This window comes from Phocaeicola barnesiae DSM 18169 = JCM 13652, assembly GCF_000374585.1.
GTDB lineage: Bacteria > Bacteroidota > Bacteroidia > Bacteroidales > Bacteroidaceae > Phocaeicola > Phocaeicola barnesiae.
Map to the genome: position 1 here is coordinate 328,952 of NZ_KB894644.1, position 20,719 is coordinate 349,670.

The window sequence follows — 20,719 nt, forward strand, 5'->3', positions numbered from 1 at the left end:
AGCCTTTCCTGTTTAGATGGGTGTATAGATTACTGCCAGAATGCGTGCCGCCTGTCCTTCGAAGGAGTGTACGTGGTGCGGTACGATGGAGTCGTAATAGATGGTATCGCCTTCTTCCAGCAGATAAGTGAATTTGCCGTAATTGATTTCGAGTGTACCCTTCAGCACCATGATGAATTCTTCGCCTTCGTGGGCCGAGAGGTTGAATTCATAGTTTTCGTTCGCGTCGATGTCGATGATGAACGGTTCCATGTGGCGGTCGGTCTTGCTCCGCGACAGGGAATGGTAGTGCATGTGCTGACGGGAGTCGATGGAATTGTTCGAGAAGCTGATGGTATCGTCGGCTTCCCCCTTGCGGCAGATGACAGGTCCCGTTTCGTCTGTCTGGTCGTCGAGGAATGTACCCAGACGCACCCCTAGCGCACGTGCCAGTTTTACGAGCGGTGCCAGCGAAGGGATGTCAATGTTTTCTTCGATGCGGGTTATCTGTTCCATGGCCAGACCTGTACGGTCTGCCAGTTCTTCCAGGCTTATTTCTTTGGCTGTTCTCAGCGCCTTTACTTTTTCTCCAATAACGTTTGTGCGGTCCATAGTATTTAAAGTTATTAGTTGTTAGCGAACATGCAACTTGTGGCAAGCTACCCTGTTCTGATGTGAAAGTACTTTCAAGTTGCTCATCTTACGGAAAGTAAGGTGAAATATCTCTGAAATGCGACAAAGGTAAACAATTTTCGGGTAATTCCAACTTATTTGTTCCATTTCTTCTGTAGGGCTCTTTCATCCTAAACCGCTTCTCTTCTTCCGCCCGCCGGCAGATTCGCTCCCGAGGAAGAGTATATGGCATTGATAATCACTACAGATGCTACCTTCCCGGAAGAGTCCCGGTCGTTTTCCCTTTCGTGTGTCCCAGTATCGGCCACGCATATTATCCGGAGCCGTATTTGACGTTATGTCATTTTTTTGTCTTATCTTTGGCTCATCATTCATTAAGACATCACCATCATGTATACACAAGATACTATCTGTGCCGTTGCTACAGCCCAGGGAGGAGCTATCGGCATTATCCGTGTGTCCGGTCCCGATGCCATTACGGTTGCCGACCGGATTTTTTCACCGGCCAGTCAGGACGGCCTGCCGCTTTCCGGCCGCAAGCCCTATACCCTCACTTTCGGGACCATCCGCGATGCAGGAGGCGAGGTTGTCGACGAAGTGTTGGTCAGCCTGTTCCGTGCGCCCCATTCCTATACGGGCGAAGATTCGGTCGAGATTTCCTGCCACGGTTCCTCGTACATCCTCCAGCAGGTCATGCAACTTCTCATCCGGAACGGATGTCGTGCCGCCGGTCCGGGAGAGTTTACCCAGCGTGCTTTCCTGAACGGGAAGATGGACCTGAGTCAGGCCGAAGCCGTGGCCGACCTGATAGCCTCTTCTTCGGCCGCTACCCACCGGCTGGCCATGAATCAGATGAAGGGAGGATTCAGCAAGGAGCTGGCCGCCTTGCGCGAGAAGCTGCTGCATCTCACCTCGCTGATGGAGCTGGAGCTCGACTTCAGCGACCACGAGGAACTGGAGTTTGCCGACCGTTCGGAGCTGAAGGCGATAGCCGCCCAGATCGAGCAGGTTATCGGTGGACTGGTGCGTTCCTTCAGTACAGGCAATGCCATCAAGAACGGAATCCCCGTGGCTATTATCGGTGAGACCAATGCCGGAAAATCCACCTTGCTCAATGCCTTGCTGAACGAGGAGCGTGCCATCGTGAGCGACATCCACGGTACTACCCGCGATGTGATAGAAGACACCATGAACATCGGCGGAGTGACCTTCCGTTTCATCGATACCGCGGGCATCCGCGAGACCTCCGATACCATCGAGAGTCTGGGCATTGAGCGCAGTTTCCAGAAACTGGAGCAGGCGGATATCGTCCTCTGGGTTATCGACCGTTCGGCACCGCATCCCGATTTTTCCCGATTGGCGGGCCAGATATTGCCCCGTTGTGCGGGCAAGCACCTCATTGTAGTCTGGAACAAAGCCGATTTAAGTGGTACCGATGCCACTGTATCGCTGAAGGAGATGTTTCCGCAGGCAGAGATGATATCCATTTCCGCCAAGGCCCGTACAGGCATCCGCGAGCTACAGGACATGCTTCTCCGGGCAGCCGATATTCCGGAAATCACCCAAAGCAATGTCATCGTGACCAACGTCCGCCATTACGAGGCCCTCAGCAAGGCATTGGAGGCCATTCACCGTGTGCAGGAGGGTATGGACATGGGCCTGTCTGGCGACCTGGTGAGCCAGGATTTGCGAGAATGCTTGTTCCACCTGGCGGAGATTGTCGGCGGTGAGATTACGACCGACGAGGTGCTGGGGAATATATTCAAACATTTTTGCATCGGTAAATAAAGTACTCTAAACAACTCAAAACATCTTCAAATAACTTATAATAAGTCCCTCATTTTGAGGGGCTTTTATTTTTTAACACTTCCGAGTAACTTTTTGTTGTTTCAAATTATTGCGACTATTTTTGTACCGTATTTGAACCGCGATGGAATTTAAAAGCGGTGCGATTACGACTAAATGACATTGAAGTCACTTCCTTGGGACACCCTGGGAAAATGCCAAAATGACATTGAGAGCACAAGCTGGGACACCCTGGGACGTGGTGGGACACCTTGGGACACTTTTGGGTGACTTCGTTGGCGAAATTATCACAAATATCAGAAACGGCAATGGAGATACAGAAACGATGTAAGTACTGCGGAAAGCTCTTTATTGCACATACATTGGCTACTCAGTATTGCTCACGTCAGTGTAATGGCAAAGACTACAAAAGAAAGATGCGAGAGAAGGAAATTTCAGACTATCTTGAATCAAATCCTCAGGATGTGCCTGCTGAAGTTTCCTCCCAGAAATCTGTTCTCGAACAAAAGAGATTCCTTACTCCGAGAGAGGCTGCCGCTTATCTGGGCATCGGAAAATCTTCGGTCTACAGAGAACTTGCCAGTGGGCTTATAAAAGCCGTTCAGATGAAAGGAAAGACTCTTATCAGACGGAAAGATATTGACGGTTTGTTCGATCGGGCAAAAGAATATCAGACACGAACAGGCAAGATTCATGAGAAACGGGAATATTACACAGTCAGCCAGATTGTAAATAAATTCCATACTACCCGTCGTGCTGTATGGAATCGTTGTGAGAAGTATGGCATTAAAAAAGTGTATCAAGGGAGAAACACCTTCTATGACAAAGCTCTTGTGGATATACACTTTGCAGAACTGATTGCTGAAGTGGATATGAATGACTATTACACAATAGATCAAATCATGGAAAAGTTCAGTATGAGCCATGCTGCTGTGCTTTCTTTCGTTCAAAGGAATGATATTCCCCGTATCACACAAGGACGTAAGGTTTACTACTCACGTGCGCATATTGATACCTTCAAAGGTGAAAGAGAGAATGTTGATCCGCTTTATTACACCTATAAGGATATACACGAAAAATATAAATTAAGTAAGGACCAGATCAATTATTATGTCCACAATTATAACATCCCAAACCATAAGCAAGGCCGATTGACAATCGTTGAACGAAATAGCTTTGACAGGATTATAAAAGAAAGAATGAGTACAAGCTTTCTTGATAAAGAAGTTGAGAAAAGAAAAAAACAGAAGAAGACCGATAAGGTTCCTGACGGCTATATCTCAATCAAACAGATTGCTGAACAATATGGTATTACAGAAAAAGCTGCCCAGGCGAAAACCCGTGAAGGGAAACTGGAAAAGCTATTCATCAAACATCGAAACTACTTTAATGCAAATGCCGTGGAACAGTTGTTCAACCGTGATCCAGAAAAGTTCGATGTTCCTGAAGACTATATAACTGCACAGAAGATTGCCGAACGGTTCAAGATAACAGTTCATCATGTACATGGTAGAACAAGGGAAGCCAAAGTTCCGAGAATAACTATCAAGCACATAAACTTCTACGAGTTAAAAGCTGTGGAAGAGTTATTTGGCCATCGTGTCCCTGTTTCAGAATCTGTTGAAGGAGATTCTATCGAATGGATTACAGGAGAACAGATTGAAGAGCTTTATGGCTTGTCTACTGCAGCCAGAAGAACTTTGGTTTCCCGTCACAAGATACTAAGTAAAAAGGTTCATGAAACTACATTTTATTCAAAAGCAGATGTTGAATATGCCAGAAATCCAGGACTCAAAGATCAGAAGGACTATTATACTGTTGAACAAATCAAAGAAAAGTTCGGATTAAGCCGAGAAGAAGTTTACAGTCTGGCCCGATACAAAAATATACAGAAGAAACGTGATGGAAGGTTTACTCTGTTCTTAAAGGAAGATGTCATCCGGGCTATCCATGAGCGTAAACAGTAAGCTTATTCTAACTTACTCTATAATTACTCTCTATTACCAGTAGTAAGCAGAGAATCATCTTGGATATTTGCCATTAAATAGAAACAAATTATAAATACCCACAGATATGCAGAATTGTAAGAAAGTAACATTAAGACTCCGCCATTGTAAGCATGGCAAAATGTCATACTATCTCGATTACTATCCACCTTATCGGGACAAAAAAACGATGAAAACCATACGTCATGAATATTTGGGTATATACATTTACGAGAACCCCAAGAATTCACATGAACTTGCTTTCAATAAAACTATGGAAGAAAAAGCAGAAATCATTCGATGCCGAAGATTTGAGGAAATCATCAATGAACGGTATAATCTTTATGACAAGCAACGCCTGAATGAAAGTTTCATAGATTATTATGAAAAAGAAGCCAAGAAGCATAATCAGAAGTGGATATATGTATGCAAACATTTCAAGAACTACGTCAACGGGAAATGTTCCTTTGGAGAAGTTGATGTGGAATTATGTCAAGGATTTGCAGAATATCTCTTAGAACATGCTCAAAGCATGCGAACTGGCGAACGACTTTCCAATAATTCGATTGCCGGATATTGGTCAACATTCAGAGGATTCCTTCGGATTGCATACAGGTCCAGATTGATCAATGAGAATATAAATGACTACCTCGATCGCATAGAATACGAAGATACATTAAAAGAAAGCCTAACTTTACAGGAGATTTACAAGCTCTACAACACAGATTGTAAAATAGATGTATTGAAACGGGCATGTTTGTTTTCTTGCTTTACTGGCCTGCGTTTCAGTGATGTGAATGCATTGACTTGGGAGATGGTGAAAGAATATGCTGACGGAAGTAAGTATCTTGATTTTCTGGCTGTAAAGACAACGAAACAGAATATTGTCCCCATTAATGATGACGCATTGCATCTGATGGGTAGAAAAGGAACTGGAAAGGTATTCAAAGGATTGTTTTACTATATGACTCAAAAAGTAATGCACGAATGGTTGAAGGCTGCTAAAATTAAAAAGCACATCACTTTCCATAGCTTCCGCCATACCTTTGCAACCCTTCAAGTTGAACTTGGAACAGATATCTACACCGTGCAGAACATGCTTGGACATGCCAACGTAACGACCACAGAGATTTACGCTCGACACGCAGATGCCAAATCCAAGGAAGCATCCCAGAAGCTCTCTCTTAGTCTGTTAAAAAGTGTTTCGACAAATAAGAAATCAAGTGAAAATAAGAACTCAAATAAAGAGAACAAAATAATAACAAGTGAAAAAAATGGAAACAAGAGAAAAGAAAACCACCTCCCAAAATATTGAATATCAATATATTAAAATAGTTAACTACTTGCATTTTCTTATAGATTCTTTCGAATTATTCATGCATTTCTCCCTATTTTTGTGTAGTAATTCTTAAATAAATTGAAGTAATTATGAAAACAAAACATAGGGAGAAATTCTTTTTAATCATGGTCAGTAGCCTTACAACTTTGGCTATATTCTTTCCATATACGACATTTTGCGTTAATAATCAAGCTGGCTCAGACAACTCAGTCACAAACACGATTATAATAGAAATCATTATTATTTCCATCATAATAGCATTGTTATTTACACAGATTAAAAGAAAAAATAAATCTCAAACAGCTGATGCAGATGCCTTGCCTATACCAGAAGAAGCAATCAGTCATTATCATGAAGTAAGAAAACAACGTGAAGATCAAGAGTATCAACTCAATCAGAAAAAATTTGCAGCTGTTTCTGCCTATGTGCAGCTTATGCTTTCTCCTTATATGAAAGAGTCTGATGTGAAAATAGTTTGTAATAATATAAAGTCTTGGATTACTAACGAGGATGCCGCTATTGTTTCAGTTAGTACGGATGGACGTCTTGGCTCAATTGATCTTCGCCATCTTGTCTGGAACATCGGTGAACGCTTTAACTGGAAAGGAGAAAAGCGGGCACTGTTTGCAAAAATGGTATTTCCCATTGAGCTCAGAGATATTGAAGTCTCAACAATCAGACGCAATCTTCGTCAACGTGGTACTTGCATTATAGACCTTGACATTCCTGAAAAAGGTGATTATAGATTCTCCTTTCAACTTATCTGAAATTACTTTCTATTACATTGAAATTATTCTGTATGATGTTATATCACCGTCAAATAAGCCGGTTCATTTGTGACATGAATTTTAAATATTTCAATTATGGATGTAAAAGAAGTAACATTTAATGACATGCCACAAGTAATTGGCAAAATATTCCAGAAAATAGAGCATGTTGAACAGATGCTCAATAATATGAAAGCCGAGCTCGACGATAAAAAAGACAACATCTCATCAGCAGACCACATTCCTATGACATTGGATGAAGCCTGTGAGTTCCTTCGTATGAAGAAATCTACTATGTACTATCATTTGTCCAAAGGAAACATTCCAGGAACTAAGAAAGGCAAAAACTACATTCTATATAAAGACGAGCTATTAAAATGGACAGAGTTGGGAAGGCTTGAAGTCGATTTAAGAACAGCCGAGGAGATAAATGAAGATTACCTTAAAACTATAAAGCGAAAACCGAATCGGAGAAAATAAACACAAAGAACAAAAGCACAATAAATAACGGGTATCAGCCATTTACAGACATATTCATTATCATTATGCAAGCATAACATACACATTATAATATTTTTGTAAACTAGTGTGAGAGAATAATATAATATTTACATCGAAATAACTGCATAAAAACTGTCTGCAATTATATGCAGATAGTTATCAATTACCAAAATATAAACTTTATACAAGAAGAATTATGAGTAAGATGAAAAAATCCTCTCTGCTCTCTCTTTTTGTGTATTCAATGTCCGGAACATTGTACAAAACAAGAGACTGTTACGTCCATAAATGAACTTTGGACAATTTTTCGTGCTGCTTATGAGCAGTACCAGTTGGAAATTCTTAATGATGAAAAGTTGTATGACCGGTACATAAACGATTTCATCAGTTATCACCTTCCTATCTTCTCTAACGTAGAAGAAGTAGTCCGTAATCATTTCCGAAATATCTTCTGTCTATACGAACTGCTTTCTACCAGAAAAGATTTGGTAGAAAAGTATTTTACCCGTACAGTTTTTGAGGAGGAAGACTTCAACGAAATGCTTTACTCGTTTAATCATTTAGATTGTAAGGTTACAAAATCTAAAATTCTAGCTTCATTTAATAAGGCCCAAATTCAACTAATTACACAATTTGCTAATGAATCGAATCTATTTGTAAATAGAGTTGATGAAAAGACTATAGATGACTTTTTCAAATGTAACCTTAATAATGGGTTGATTGTAACCAATATGGCTAGCATACTTCCATTGCTATATGAGCTTTCCAGACAAAAGATGATACCCTACAACTGGGTATCATTACTTGCTGATAACAAACTGCTTGTACCTAAGAAAACTATGAAGTCTTCCACACGTATAGCAATCAGTAGCAGGTTAACAGAACTGAAAGACTCTGTTGTTGATTTTCCAGGAAAAGCATACATAAACTTGGTGCAACAACTGAAAGAAATGATATAAAGTAAAGAAAGTACAACAACTGAAAGGAAATCCACCTAACACTCCTCCTAACGCTTTCATCTGTTAGGATAGGCTTCAGTTATTACTAAAATAATAGGGGTATTTTTACCGTCGAATCGATTCGTTCTCGGCGGTAAGCCTCTATTGTCTAATATAATAACTTTTAAAATATGGGAAGTAACAAACTTGAACTTAATATTCTTTTAAAAAGAATAGAACTTCTAGAAATGCAGGTCAAAGAGTTAAAAATAATGGAGCCAGAAGTCTTCAATGAACGAATGAGCAGAATTGAAGATAAATTATTTTCTGTCAAAGAAATGTTGACCACTACAGAAGTAGCCGAATACTTAGGCGTGACGCAATCCCAGATTTACAAACTCACAATGAATTTGGAGATACCTCATTTCAAGCCAAAAGGGAAATTAATCTATTTTGACAGGAAAGAACTTCTAAGGTGGATGCATAAAAACCATATAGTGCCAGCAAAACAAAAAAATGATAAATAGAATATTACAATGAAGAAGAAACATAATAAAAAGAAGGTTTATACAGATGCTCAACTGACTGCTTTACTGAAAAAGTCAGAAGTTGTCATAAGTTTCTCAAAAAATGATAATAAAAAAGAACTATGTCATGATAAGAAGGAAAAACAGTAATGATAAGGAATGTTCAGTGGAAAGCTCTCTTGAAGTCGGGATGCTGAGCAAGAGTACATTCAACGACCAGGAACTAGACAACTACCTGAGACAAGGAGAAATAAAAGCATGTGAAAAGCCTCCTGTTCCACCACAGATTTTATGGGTTGGAGATTGTACCATAGCAACCTTTGGTAATTTCAGCGCATCCACCGGTAAAGCAAAGAGCAAGAAAACCTTTAATATTACAGCAATGGTTGCAGCAGCAGTAAACAATTCAACGGTTCTTAAATACCGGGCCAGTCTTCCTGATGGTAAACGCAAAATCCTCTATTTCGATACAGAACAAAGTAGGTTTCACTGCCACAATGTGATAGAACGCATCTACCGCCTTGCAGGATTGAGTCTGACAAAGGAAGATAAACGCATCAAGTTTTATGGGCTAAGGGAGTTCACTCCTACTCTCCGTATTGCCCTCATAGATTATGCCCTAAGAACATTTGAGGGTGTAGGATTGGTCATTATCGACGGCTTACGAGATCTCATGTATGACATTAACAATGCCAAAGAATCAACCGATGTGATGACTATGCTCATGGCCTGGACAAGCAAGTACAATCTTCACATCCATTGCGTGCTGCATCTTAACAAGAATGACAATAACACCAGAGGTCATATTGGTACCGAACTTGAAAACAAGGCTGAAACAGTTCTGATAATCAGCAAGAACAAACAGGATTCCAACATCAGTGAAGTCAGGCCTATGCACATGCGAGACAAGGAGTTTTCTTCATGGGCATTTCACATTGACGACAACTCTCTTCCCGTCTTGGATGATGGCTATCATATTACAGTAGTCAAACCCAAAGATAAGCCCTTGACATCTCTGCCAGATGACTTACATGCCAAAGTACTTCACACTGTTTTTGAAGGTGAGAGTCCACAGAGGTATCTTGAACTGGTGAAAGCAATCAGCCAGGCTTACGCACAAGAAGGCTACAAGCGTGGGGACAATGCAGTTAAGGATATGCTTAAAATCTTCTGTGAGCGCAAACTGATTACCAAGGACAAAGACGGTTATCATTATCATCCTGCACTCCTGCCGTTAAAGTAAGTTTATGAGTTTAAGTTTAACAGGGTATATATATACTAAACTTATATAAGCCCAATTAGACATTATTGATATGCCATGACCATAGATGAAATAAAATCAGTCAGTATTGTACAGTTCCTTGAAACGGAAGGTTATCAGTTTGCCTATATCCATCGAGGTAATTACTGGTATCTATCTCCCTTTAGATCTGAATCGTCTCCATCTTTCAATGTCAGTCCTACAAAAAATCTTTGGAATGACTTTGGGGCCAGCTCAGGAGGAAACATTATAAATCTTGTTCAGAAGATGCACCCTTCATGGAATAATCATCAAGTCCTGACTTATCTTGAACAACAGATTAAGAACCATCACCTCAAATATGCTGAAGATTATGAAGCTATTACCAAAGAACAACTAAAAAGAAATACGTGGAATGAGAGCCATATAGCAGAAAGGGGGAATGAGAGAAAAAGTATTACTTTCGTTGATCGTATTAGCAAGCTCAGTCATCCCAATCTGAAAAGATATATTTTACAAAGACGTGTTGACTTCGAGGTTGCTCAGGAGTTCTGTAAGGAAATACATTATCATATCAACGATAAACATTACTATGCCATAGCCTTTGAAAATGTAGATGGTGGTATGGAAATCAGAAACAAATACTGCAAACGCAGTATCGGAAAGAAAACAATATCCGTAATAAAGCCCAACGGTAAATCACATTCAGAATGCTGCATATTTGAAGGTTTCTTTGATATGCTCACGTATGTAAGTATCAGAAAATGGATGATGGATATACAACTTTGTGTTGAAAACGACTGTGATTATATTGTTCTTAATTCAATCAGCAATATTAAAACTGCACTTCCATATCTCCAGGTATATGATGTAATACACTGCTATCTTGATAATGATGCTGCCGGTGCAGCGACCATAAAGAAAATCAAGGATGAATATTTAGACAAGGTAATTGATGAATCCATCAGATACCGTAATTTCAAGGATCTGAACGATGTTATCAATGGAATAGTAAAGGAGTAACAAAAATAATAAGTCTGTTCTATTAGTTTAAGGAGGTTCCCCACAGGAGAGCCTCCTTTTTTGTGATGTTTTTATTCTAATAGTATGATTTTTATCAGAATATCATACTTCTAAACAAATGTATGTTAATACTGAAATGCAAATCGGCATATTTTTATCGGAATACCATAAAACTCATTTCCTTTGTCATAACACAGGAGCAAATTGATTTTAAGTTTTGTCTTCTGAGTATGAAACTTTTTTATAATAACACATTAAAATCAGATTGAGAAATGCCAGGATTTGTAATATTCGTATTCGTCCTCACCTTTGCGTATGTGGTTTACTTTTCAGTAATGATTACACTTGACCTTCATAGTAAGAAAGATGAAAAGAAAACGAATGAAGAGACCATTGATGTCAGCAGCATGGATAATGAAGAAGTGCCGGTTTCCGTGGAAGAACATAATGATGGTCCTGAAGGTAGTGACATGACATACACAGAGCAAGTAACAGACGACGGCCTTCGGGTAGTCATTCCAACAGGCAATAAGCAGAGCAACAGTTCCCCTCCTGAAGAGGAAGAGTCAAAATCCACTCAACAGACTACTACAAGTGCAGAACTCAATAAAGAAAACGAAGAAAGCATGGAAGAGATAGAGGCAGTTCCTCAATACAGTTTTTATCCTGATGAGTTTATGCAAAATCTCAACGACAAACACAACAAAAGAAAAATAGAGAAAAGGAATGCAATCGATAAACTGTAAAATCAATCAACTGTTTTTTATTGCCTGTTTCGGCTTCATGTTCCTCCAGCCTCAGTCGGCATTTGCTAAATGCGGTGGTGTTGACTACAGCTGGGGTGCTGACGCATTGAGCAATGCCCATGATTTTACGGTCACAATGATGCTCTATGTAGTATATCTTCTGTATGCTATTGCATCCATAGTAGCAATTATCGGAGCTTTACAAATCTATATCAAAATGAATACCGGTGAAGGAGATGTGACCAAATCAATCATGATGCTGGTCGGAGCCTGCCTGTTTATGATTGGCGCAACTATCATTTTCCCAGCATTCTTTGGCTATAATATTGTATAAAACTAAGAATTTAAGAATCAAGCAAGTAAGGATAACATGTCTAATTTTTAACTGTAAAACAACAAAAAATGAAGAAAATCAAGAATTTAACCAAAAGGATTTTCAATGCTAAACGTGTTGGAACACTGGCCATGTTGCTCTTTTGCGGAGTAGCAGCCACTTATGCTCAGAATGCTGCCGGAGACTACACAGCCGGAACAAATGCGCTGACTACAGTTACGGAAGAAATAGCAAAGTACGTTCCATACGTGGTGAAGCTTTGTTATGCCATAGCCGGTGTTGTTGCCGTTGTCGGTGCCATCAGCGTTTACATTGCAATGAACAATGAAGAGCAGGACGTCAAGAATATCTTAGTCCTCCAAAATTGGTTGGAAAGGATAAGAAAGGAAGTGACAAATAAAGTGCTTAGTATCAAGCGAATAAGCGAATTTTTGAATTTTCCGATTCTTGCACAACCGACTCTTAAAAAGATATAATAAAATGATTTTTGTTTCTGATTTGTTTCTCATATATGGCTTGATTTTCATATCTTTGCACATGCTTTCAAGGGCATAATCACGATGCAGAAACGATATATCAGCATCCGAAAAGCCCAAACCTCGCAGACCCTCTGCAAAATTCATTTTCCCTTCTTTCGGGAGTAAGTTACCAATAAAAAATATACAAGCATGGCAAGACCAAAGAAACAAGTCAAACTGAAGGAGCCGATTAAGATTCGTCTCAAATCCCTCGCAGATGGCAACAAGAGTATCTATCTTGACATCTACTGGAAGGGAGTCAGGAAGTATGAGTATCTGAAACTCTACATCATTCCTGAGGTCAATCCACTCTGCAAGGAGCAGAACAAGGAAACGATGGCAGTCGCAGAACGTATCAAGGCAGAGCGCATCAAGGCTCTCCATGGTCACGGAGTGCAAGACTGGGAAACCGTCAAGCAGGGTTCACAACTCTTGACAGGATGGATCAAGAAGTATTGTGAAGGTGGAGTCAGCACCAAGAACTCAACCCTCCATTGTCGTGTTGAAATGCTTCACACCGTGGAGAAGTATCTTGAAGAGTCCAATCAGACCTTCATCACCCTTGAAGAGGTCAATGCTGATTTCTGCCGTGGGTATGTGAAGTTCCTTCGCACCTTCCCAAACTCACACTGCAAGTACATTGAGCCAAGACCTATCAGTCAGAACACGGCAAGCCGTTATCTCGGAATGTTCTCGACTACTCTCAACAATGCCGTCCGTCAAGGTATCATCCGTAACAATCCTATGAAGGAACTGGATGCCAAGGAGCGCATTCAGCCAAAGGATGGCAAGAAGGAATACCTTACCATTGAGGAACTTAAAGCCCTCATGGCAACCGACAGTTACCGCCCAGAGGTCAAGCAAGCCTTCATCTTTGCTTGTTTCACAGGATTGCGACTCAGTGACATGTACAAACTTGCACCGATTCACATCTTCAAGACTCCTGACGGAAAGGGCGAGTACATTGACATGGAAATGCAGAAGACTGAGAAACCTGTCATCATCCCACTCTCGGAAGAGGCAAAGCGTTGGTTACCAAAACCAAAGGGAATAACAACTCCCTTCTTTGATATACCAACTACTCAGACCGTCATAGGCAGAGCCCTTCGCAAATGGGCAGAGGCAGCAGGTGTAGAGAAGCACATCAGTTTCCACTGTTCTCGTCACACCTTCGGCACAATGATGCTGACACTTGGCGCAGACCTGTTCACAACAAGCAAGTTGATGGGTCACACCAACATTCAGACCACTGAAATCTATGCGAAAATCGTAGATAAGAAGAAGGAGGAAGCCATCAACCTCATTGATGGAATGTTCAAGTAAAGGAGGTGACTTGAAAGCACCCCCTTTGATAAACCAGGGTGGTGTTTCACCCCAGTGGTATAACCAATTATAACAATCATTGATATGACCATCACACTTCGACAAAAAGACCTCGAAAACGACAACAAGAGCCTGTATCTTGACATCTATGACAATGGCAAGCGCAAGTTTGAGTTCCTTTCCCTCTACCTAATCCCTGAGATTAACCAAGAGACAAAGGAACGCAACGAGGCTACCTTGAAACGTGCGCAGGAGATTCGTGCCGAGCGCATCCTTCATCCCGAGACCATTCCCGAGAAAGGTCACTTGATGGTCGTACCCGACATTCCAGATGATGATTCTCCCGAGGTCATTGACTGGATCCAGACCTACATGGAGTGGATGGACGGCAATCCCGAATATTCCAAGAGGACTGTCGAGCAGACTCAATACCTTCAAGAACGCATGAAGGAGTTCCTGAAGGCAAAGCGCAGACCTCACATCACTCTGATGAAGTTTGATAAGACATGGTTCAAGGCATTCTTTCTTTGGCTGAAGAATGACTATGTACCTCAGAAGTATGTGAGAGTCAAGGCAAAGCCGTTGAGCAATGCCAGTTTGCGGAACATGCAACAACGCATTGTCGCAGTATTCAACAAGGCTGTCAAGACTGGCAAGTTGAAGGCAAACCCCTTCTATCAGTTGGAGAAGGAAGACACTATCTCCAAGCCAAAGTCTGGTCACAAGCTGTACCTTACACCCGATGAACTCAAACTCTTCATGGCATCAGAAGAGACAAACGGAGTCAGGGAAACCCAGTTGGCATTTGGCTTTGCTTGCCTTACAGGACTACGCATCAGCGACATAAGGGCTTTGCGATGGTCAAACATCATGAGGAACGAGGCAACGAACACACTTGTAATCGTCCAGAAGAAGACCAAGGAACTCAATGCCGTTCCAATCTGCTCAACCGCAGAAGCATGGATGCCACCCAAGAAGGATGACAAGGTTTTCCACCTTCCTGCCCATGCCAATGTAGATGCAGCTCTCAAAAGAATAGCCAAGAAGGTAGGTATCACGAAGACAATCTCCTTCCATACCTCCCGACATACCTTTGGTACATTGATCCAAGCGGCTACTGGTGACATCGAGACCACCAAGAAACTCATGGGTCACAAGTCGCTCAAATCAACCGCAGTCTATGCAGACGTGCTGACTGAGGAAAAGGTCAAGGCTATCTCCAATACCAAGACGGTATTCAGGAGTCGCAAGCCACACACCGAGAACAAGAAGATTCCACGAACCAAGCGAACGGCAGCGACCAACACGCACCCTCGCAAGGTCATAGATATACAGGATAACGAATAACGGCTAACGAGCCGATTCAGGATAACAACCAGTTTCATTTCATCAAAAGCAGTGCCCTGATTCAAGGTAGTGGTTTCCGCTACCTTTAGGGGCTTGCTATCTCAAAACCAAGCATTCAGGATAACGTAAATAATTAAATATCAAGATTATGAATAAGACTATTGACAACGAGACTCTTCTTTTGAAGGTAGAGTCATTTGAGCATCGCATCGAGGTTCTGGAGAATACTCTCAGCGCAGCCAAGGAGGTATTGACACTTGAAGAAGCTGCCCTTTTCATGGGTATATCAAAGAGCAGTCTCTACAAGATGACCCATCGTCATGAGCTTCCTTTCTTCCGTCCAAACGGCAAACTTATCTACTTTGAGAAGACTGAACTTCTGAAGTGGATGCGTCAGAACCGCAGCATGTCCGAGGCTGAGACCAAGGAGGCAGCAGCCCAGAAGCTGAACGAACTCGCCAACCACTAATCAATGAGTATATGAATCAGGATTTCAACCAACAGCAGTACAACGACAAACTGGCTCAGGTAGCCAGCCTTGCCGTTACCTATGCCAAGGATGGCACAGGCTATCACAGTATGAAGGATGCCTTCAATGAACTGTGCGAGTTGTCTCATGCCAACAAGGGCATAGACCAAGAGAACACTATCGGCAGACGAACCCTGCTTGTGCAGAGTGTCTGCATCAAGGCTATCCATGCGCTCACTCCGTACCAGAACGAGCGACTTGAACAGCAGCTGAAGGACATTGCTTCGGACTATCCCGAGCATCGACACCTGCATTTCCGCAGATAGTTTCTTCTTTCCCTTTTGTCATATCATAGACATATCAATGAGAGTTACCGCTTACATACGTCAGAAAGATACATCGAAGAACGACCTCGACAGCCGTGCTTCGGTGTACTTCCGTGTCCGAGACAAAGGGCTTGATGTCAAGTGCGCAAGCGAACTTCAGATCAATCCCAATCACTGGAGCCAAGAACGACAGGGCTACAAGAGCCGTGTCAATCTTGTGGATGACGATACCAGAAACCTCTTTGACTCACAGGTCAAGGAGATTACAGGTATCATAACCAGGGAATACTATATCGGAGCAAACTCCGACTGGCTCAGACGACTGATATTTGCCTATCACCACCCCAATGCCTATTGCATGGGCAGTGGCATGGCGGTAAGCAAATCTCTTGTCATCTGGGCAGAGAGATACCTTCAGAACAAGCATTTTGCCAAGCATCAGGAGTGTAACACCCGATGCCTGATTGATAAGGTTACTCGCTTTGAGGATGAACACAAACACCCGATGAACATTGACAGCATGACTGCCGATGATCTTCGTGCGTTTGCGGATTTCCTGTCTTCTGACTATGACATATCTATGAATACCATCGTCACTAACATGACCATGTTACGAACCGTGTGCAACTGGGTTCGCAAGCAGGGAGTCACAAACAATGATCCCTTCTTTGGCTATGACATGCCCAAGGCTCTCTATGGCACTCCATATTTCCTGACCATTCAGGAGCGTGACCAAGTTCTGGGTGCAGACCTCACGGATGATGCAGAACTTGCTGAGTATCGTGATATGTTCGTGTTTCAGTGTATGGTCGGATGCCGTCATAGTGATCTTGTGACCTTCACCCCCAAGAACATTATTGACGGTGTTCTGGAATATATCCCCATCAAGACCAAGGGCAAGTCTGGTGACGTTGTAAGGGTTCCTCTTATCCCCAAGGCTATGGCTATCCTTGATGGCCATGACCATGGTGATGATGAACCAATCTTCCCCAAGCATTATAACTTCAAGTTCAACGATGCTATCCGTAGAATCTTGAAGCGTGCCAAGGTAAATCGTGTTGTCACTGTGATTAACCCTAAGACACGGCTTGAAGAGAAGAAGCCAATCTCAGATGTGGCTACATCTCATCTTGCACGAAGGACTTTTATCGGTAATCTTTACCGCATGGTCAAAGACCCTGATTTGGTTGCTTCTATGTCAGGTCATGCCAAAGGCAGCGTTGCTTTTGCCCGATACCGAGTCATTGATGATGACATGAAGAAATCCCTGGTTGAACTTATCCAGTGATTCTCTTCTTTTTGATGGCATATTCCTTTTCCCTTTATTAGGTTACATTTTTCAAATATCATAGACTATGGACGATAAAAAGTTACATCGTTGCTTCACCTTCTCAGAAGACCAGTTGAAGCATCTTCGAAGCAAGAAGTACAAGATTGACCGTATGGAATGCTTCATGTCGCTTGTGGATCTTGCCGAGCCAGTTCCAAAACTTGTGCAAATCAGCAAGACCAAGCAAGTTGAAATCTTGGCAGGTCAGGTTATGGTTGACAATACCCAACTTGCCAAACTCTGGGATAAAGACCGCAAGACGGTTCCAAAGCTGTTGGATGCTATGGAGGCTGTGGGCATTTTCTCTTCACAGGAAGTGGAAGATAACCGCATCTACACCCTTCATTGTCTTTCGGGTTGGTATGTGGATGCCAAGTTCGTGTCGAATGCCTTTGCCTTAAAGCGCAATAACGACAGTACGGCAATCATCCATGCGGAAGTTCCTGCCTCCAAGGTCATCATCACAGAGAATCCTGATGACAAGAAGAAGGACAAGGAAGGTTCCGCTTCTGCCGATGACAAATCCAAGGACTCTGCCGAGGGCAATAATCCTCAGACAACTGGCAATGTGTCGCACCAATCACCACAATCTAATGATAGTGGCAATGTGGGTAAGTCTGGAGCAGATGGCAACAAGTCACCATCACCTCCTGAAAACAATTCCCCTCAGTCTGCTGACAGCCCTTCGCCCCAAGGTGAAGCCGATGGCAAGCAGAATGAAGGGAAGCAGCATGAGCAGACTCCTTCTCAGCAGGGAGGACAGCAGCCACAGCAGCCTAACGGCAACCAAGGACAGCCTAACAACGGCTATCAGAAGCCCAACGGCTACTACCACCAGAACGGCAACAAATAGCCGTCTGAGGACTCAGGAATGCGACCTGCACCGCCAAACCATCCCAAAGGACGTTTACCGATACAGGACGATACGGCAAGCCGAAACGACCTTCTAAGCCCTGACGAGAACTTAGCAGGTAAAAGGACCGATTTTTAAGAGGTACTTTTCGAGAAATCCTTTTGTACTACATTATTTGTGACCAAATTTATGCAGTCCTAAAAGTTTCTCGGGCTACTCGCAGGCTCGCAGACCTATGTCCTTCTTTTTTACTGATTTATATTCATCCCTTTAATCATATTCAAAGATATGGCTAAGAAAAAGAAGATTATCAAGAAGACACCCACAAGGGTGCATTCCTTCCGCTGTACCGATAAGGACTGGAAGGAACTGAAAAAACTCGCTAAGGAATGTGGTATGAGCATAGGCAAGTATCTCGTTGAGACTGGCAAGAAGCATCACCCACGTCAGCGACTCACTCCAGAGGAAAGCAAAGCCCTGAACTCTCTGACTGAGGCACGTACCGACTTGATAAAAGTCCGCAGTAAGTTGCACGATGCTTCACCCGAGGAAAAGCAGAAGATGTTCAGATCTCCAAAGTTCATGAAGTGGTGGATTGAAGCCGTTGAACGACTCATCAAACACTGGTATAGCATTGAAGACAACCTTACTTCTCCTGTACTGACCAAAGTTCAAGAAGACGAATGATTATACTCGCAAGACCAGTAGCCTATGGCGGCAATGCCGCAAGGTACGCAATGGAGAAGGAGGATGCAACCGTGGTCAAGGTGAACCACATGCCTGACTATCTCGATGCCACCGAAATCTGGTATCGGATGAAGCATCACTGCCAGTTGCATCAACAGGACAGGACTGTTGGGCGAAAGTTGGAACGCTTCATGACCACGTTTGTACTCTCCCCATCCAAGGAAGAGTCAGAGAACTATACCTTGGATGACTGGGCAAACCTCGCTGATGAAGGATTGGAAGCTTTGGATTCAGTCGGACTTTTACCCAAAGGCTTTAAGGAGAAGGTCAAGACCAATTTCCGCAATTCTATGAGTGTTGCTGCCTTGCATCGGGATTCCAAGTCTGGAACCCTTCACCTGCATCTTGACTGTTGCCGTGTGGATAATGACGGCAAGACCAACGATGTTCACGATGTTCACATCAGAGCAATAAGGGCTGCGGAAATTATCAACGCAAGGCATGGTTGGGAGCAACCTCAGGAGGTTCGTGAAATGCGCCAACAAGATATAGCGGAGTTTTGCGAATATACCCTTCAGAAGATGGATAGTTTCGACATTGACCGTTACTTTGATATGCTTCGCATGAGAGGCTATGAGGTCAATCCAAGGTATGACACTACTAACTGCAAACTTGTGGGCTACACCATCGGCAAGAATGCCTCAGTGTTCAAGGCTTCTGCCATCGGTCGAAAGTTCATGGTATCACAGCTTGAAGCCACATGGAAGAAGATGCATCCTAAGCCTACTCAGGTCAAGATGCGACCTGCTTCACCTTCCGTTTCACCGGCTCGCCCTGCTCGCCCTGTTGCTCAGACAACGAAACCTACCCAGTCCAATTCTAAGCCATTGCCAGTTGCTACCAAGACTGCCTTCAATGTCAATGTTAGCGGTGAAATGAAGAGAATCTATATTCCGAACACGGTCAAGGACATCTTCCTCAATGAGGTTCAGGTTCCTGATTCTGATATGACTGCATCAAGAGAGGACATTTCTCATGTAGGTATGCTTCTCTTCCTTGATATGATTGATGCAGCAACAACCGTGTCCGAATCTTGTGGCGGTGGTGGTTCTGCTCCTTCCTCTGGTTGGGGTAAGGATGATGACGAAGACGAGCGTGAGCGGGCTCGCCGTTGCCTCCAGATGGCTCATGCCATGTGCAAGCCACCGCAGAAAAGACGTTCATTCCACCGTTAGACAAATCCTACATATCAATGAGAAGAACAAAACATGTAGAAGAACTCATCGAAGATGACGAGCAGAAGCCTGACTTCGATGACATGATGAACGAAGTCCAGGAAGAGATTGAAGAGCATGATGCCGAGGATGCTGTTGTCAGTCGTGCGCCTGAACTCAGGCAGTTGAGTGAGAACATTGACAAAGCGACCAACACTTGGATCAATGCAACTCTTCAACTGGAGTCTGCCATCCGTAAGTACAATTCAGCTCAGACTGCTCTTGGCAATGCCGTTGACACTATCAGTGGTAAGGTTGACACCATCAATACCCACATTGACAATGTTCTGAAGGATGCCCCAACCAAGTTGAAGGTTTCAGTCAGAGTCGATGATGTTGACTGGAAGAAGATTCAGGACATGTTCGACAAACAACATGAATGGATGACCACTCAGATGCAGAAGCATATCCGTGAGGTCAATCAAATGTTTTATGAAGAACGTAGAAGGGTTCAGGAAAGGTACAAGGAGTACGACGGAACCTACCTCGGACACTATGTGCAGTATTTCTTCTGGTTCTTCTTTGTCCTTGGACTCGTTATTTTCGGCTTGGCTATCTTCCTGATGCTCGACAGTCACTACCACTGGACGAAGTAATCTAATGTTTATACCCTCCAAAATCCCTACGAAACTTGGCATAGTCTAAGTTTGTAGGGATATTTTTTTTCTTGAAAACGTCATTTTCTTGAAAATGTGCACTATTGCCCGTTGTGGGAGCCAGATAGCATGAGTAACTTTGCACCGTCAAAATAAACGAGTGTAAACCTAATTGTTA

Annotated in this window: 23 protein-coding genes; 22 read left to right on the forward strand and 1 reads right to left on the reverse strand. The window is 42.7% G+C overall.

The features are described 5' to 3' along the window. Positions 1-12: 12 nt before the first annotated feature. Entirely contained in the window at positions 13-591 is a 579-nt protein-coding gene (locus tag C510_RS0103750; RefSeq protein ID WP_018710005.1) for a helix-turn-helix domain-containing protein, read from the reverse strand. A gap of 411 nt (positions 592-1,002) precedes the next feature. Here C510_RS0103750 and mnmE point away from each other — a divergent pair, with 411 nt between their 5' ends. The 22 genes from mnmE (at position 1,003) to C510_RS0103860 (ending at position 20,541) form a co-directional block, all read left to right on the forward strand. Further along, the gene (gene mnmE / locus C510_RS0103755) at positions 1,003-2,400 is read left to right on the forward strand and encodes a tRNA uridine-5-carboxymethylaminomethyl(34) synthesis GTPase MnmE (protein ID WP_018710006.1); all 1,398 of its coding nucleotides are present in this window, start codon (positions 1,003-1,005) and stop codon (positions 2,398-2,400) included. Positions 2,401-2,726: 326 nt separating this feature from the next. Beyond that, positions 2,727-4,385: a helix-turn-helix domain-containing protein gene (locus tag C510_RS0103760; protein ID WP_018710007.1), complete on the forward strand. Its 1,659-nt coding sequence runs from the start codon at positions 2,727-2,729 to the stop codon at positions 4,383-4,385. 106 nt (positions 4,386-4,491) lie between these two features. Further along, on the forward strand, positions 4,492-5,718 hold the full coding sequence (locus tag C510_RS0103765) for a tyrosine-type recombinase/integrase (RefSeq protein WP_018710008.1): 1,227 nt from the start codon (positions 4,492-4,494) through the stop codon (positions 5,716-5,718). 113 nt (positions 5,719-5,831) lie between these two features. Next, entirely contained in the window at positions 5,832-6,509 is a 678-nt protein-coding gene (locus C510_RS0103770) for a hypothetical protein (protein WP_018710009.1), read from the forward strand. Positions 6,510-6,605: 96 nt separating this feature from the next. Continuing rightward, positions 6,606-6,989, forward strand: a complete 384-nt coding sequence (locus tag C510_RS0103775; protein WP_018710010.1) for a helix-turn-helix domain-containing protein — start codon at positions 6,606-6,608, stop codon at positions 6,987-6,989. Positions 6,990-7,495: 506 nt separating this feature from the next. After that, a complete protein-coding gene (locus tag C510_RS0103780; protein WP_235557171.1) occupies positions 7,496-7,969 on the forward strand; it encodes a hypothetical protein in 474 nt (157 codons plus the stop codon). A gap of 170 nt (positions 7,970-8,139) precedes the next feature. Beyond that, a complete protein-coding gene (locus C510_RS0103785) occupies positions 8,140-8,475 on the forward strand; it encodes a helix-turn-helix domain-containing protein (protein ID WP_018710012.1) in 336 nt (111 codons plus the stop codon). Positions 8,476-8,484: 9 nt separating this feature from the next. Continuing rightward, complete coding sequence (locus C510_RS17475) at positions 8,485-8,625, forward strand: hypothetical protein (protein ID WP_018710013.1); 141 nt, start codon at positions 8,485-8,487, stop codon at positions 8,623-8,625. Next, positions 8,603-9,718: an AAA family ATPase gene (locus C510_RS0103795; RefSeq protein ID WP_018710014.1), complete on the forward strand. Its 1,116-nt coding sequence runs from the start codon at positions 8,603-8,605 to the stop codon at positions 9,716-9,718. Before C510_RS17475 ends, C510_RS0103795 begins: the two co-directional genes overlap by 23 nt. A 75-nt stretch (positions 9,719-9,793) precedes the next feature. Then, a complete protein-coding gene (locus tag C510_RS16080; protein WP_025892146.1) occupies positions 9,794-10,738 on the forward strand; it encodes a toprim domain-containing protein in 945 nt (314 codons plus the stop codon). Between the two features lie 272 nt (positions 10,739-11,010). Beyond that, complete coding sequence (locus tag C510_RS0103805; RefSeq protein WP_018710016.1) at positions 11,011-11,484, forward strand: hypothetical protein; 474 nt, start codon at positions 11,011-11,013, stop codon at positions 11,482-11,484. Positions 11,485-11,521: 37 nt separating this feature from the next. Further along, a complete protein-coding gene (locus tag C510_RS0103810) occupies positions 11,522-11,818 on the forward strand; it encodes a DUF4134 domain-containing protein (protein WP_050541679.1) in 297 nt (98 codons plus the stop codon). Positions 11,819-11,886: 68 nt separating this feature from the next. Continuing rightward, positions 11,887-12,294 (forward strand): DUF4134 family protein, encoded by a 408-nt coding sequence (locus C510_RS0103815; protein WP_018710017.1) that lies wholly within the window; start codon positions 11,887-11,889, stop codon positions 12,292-12,294. Between the two features lie 192 nt (positions 12,295-12,486). Beyond that, a complete protein-coding gene (locus C510_RS0103820; RefSeq protein WP_018710018.1) occupies positions 12,487-13,659 on the forward strand; it encodes a site-specific integrase in 1,173 nt (390 codons plus the stop codon). Positions 13,660-13,743: 84 nt separating this feature from the next. Then, a complete protein-coding gene (locus C510_RS0103825; RefSeq protein WP_018710019.1) occupies positions 13,744-15,006 on the forward strand; it encodes a site-specific integrase in 1,263 nt (420 codons plus the stop codon). Between the two features lie 148 nt (positions 15,007-15,154). Further along, positions 15,155-15,475 carry a helix-turn-helix domain-containing protein gene (locus C510_RS0103830; protein ID WP_018710020.1) on the forward strand — a complete coding sequence of 107 codons (321 nt, stop codon included), beginning with the start codon at positions 15,155-15,157 and terminating at the stop codon, positions 15,473-15,475. An 11-nt stretch (positions 15,476-15,486) separates the two neighbouring features. Next, the gene (locus C510_RS0103835; protein WP_018710021.1) at positions 15,487-15,801 is read left to right on the forward strand and encodes a hypothetical protein; all 315 of its coding nucleotides are present in this window, start codon (positions 15,487-15,489) and stop codon (positions 15,799-15,801) included. Between the two features lie 37 nt (positions 15,802-15,838). Beyond that, positions 15,839-17,089, forward strand: coding sequence for a site-specific integrase (locus C510_RS0103840; protein ID WP_025892145.1), 1,251 nt, complete (start codon positions 15,839-15,841; stop codon positions 17,087-17,089). Between the two features lie 205 nt (positions 17,090-17,294). Further along, entirely contained in the window at positions 17,295-17,984 is a 690-nt protein-coding gene (locus C510_RS0103845) for a hypothetical protein (protein ID WP_244870445.1), read from the forward strand. A gap of 288 nt (positions 17,985-18,272) precedes the next feature. Further along, positions 18,273-18,671, forward strand: a complete 399-nt coding sequence (locus C510_RS0103850; RefSeq protein ID WP_005812832.1) for a plasmid mobilization protein — start codon at positions 18,273-18,275, stop codon at positions 18,669-18,671. Then, positions 18,668-19,906, forward strand: coding sequence for a hypothetical protein (locus tag C510_RS0103855; RefSeq protein ID WP_009317650.1), 1,239 nt, complete (start codon positions 18,668-18,670; stop codon positions 19,904-19,906). The genes C510_RS0103850 and C510_RS0103855 overlap by 4 nt, the downstream gene beginning before the upstream one ends. 17 nt (positions 19,907-19,923) lie before the next feature. After that, positions 19,924-20,541, forward strand: coding sequence for a hypothetical protein (locus tag C510_RS0103860; protein WP_005812828.1), 618 nt, complete (start codon positions 19,924-19,926; stop codon positions 20,539-20,541). Positions 20,542-20,719 lie beyond the last annotated feature (178 nt).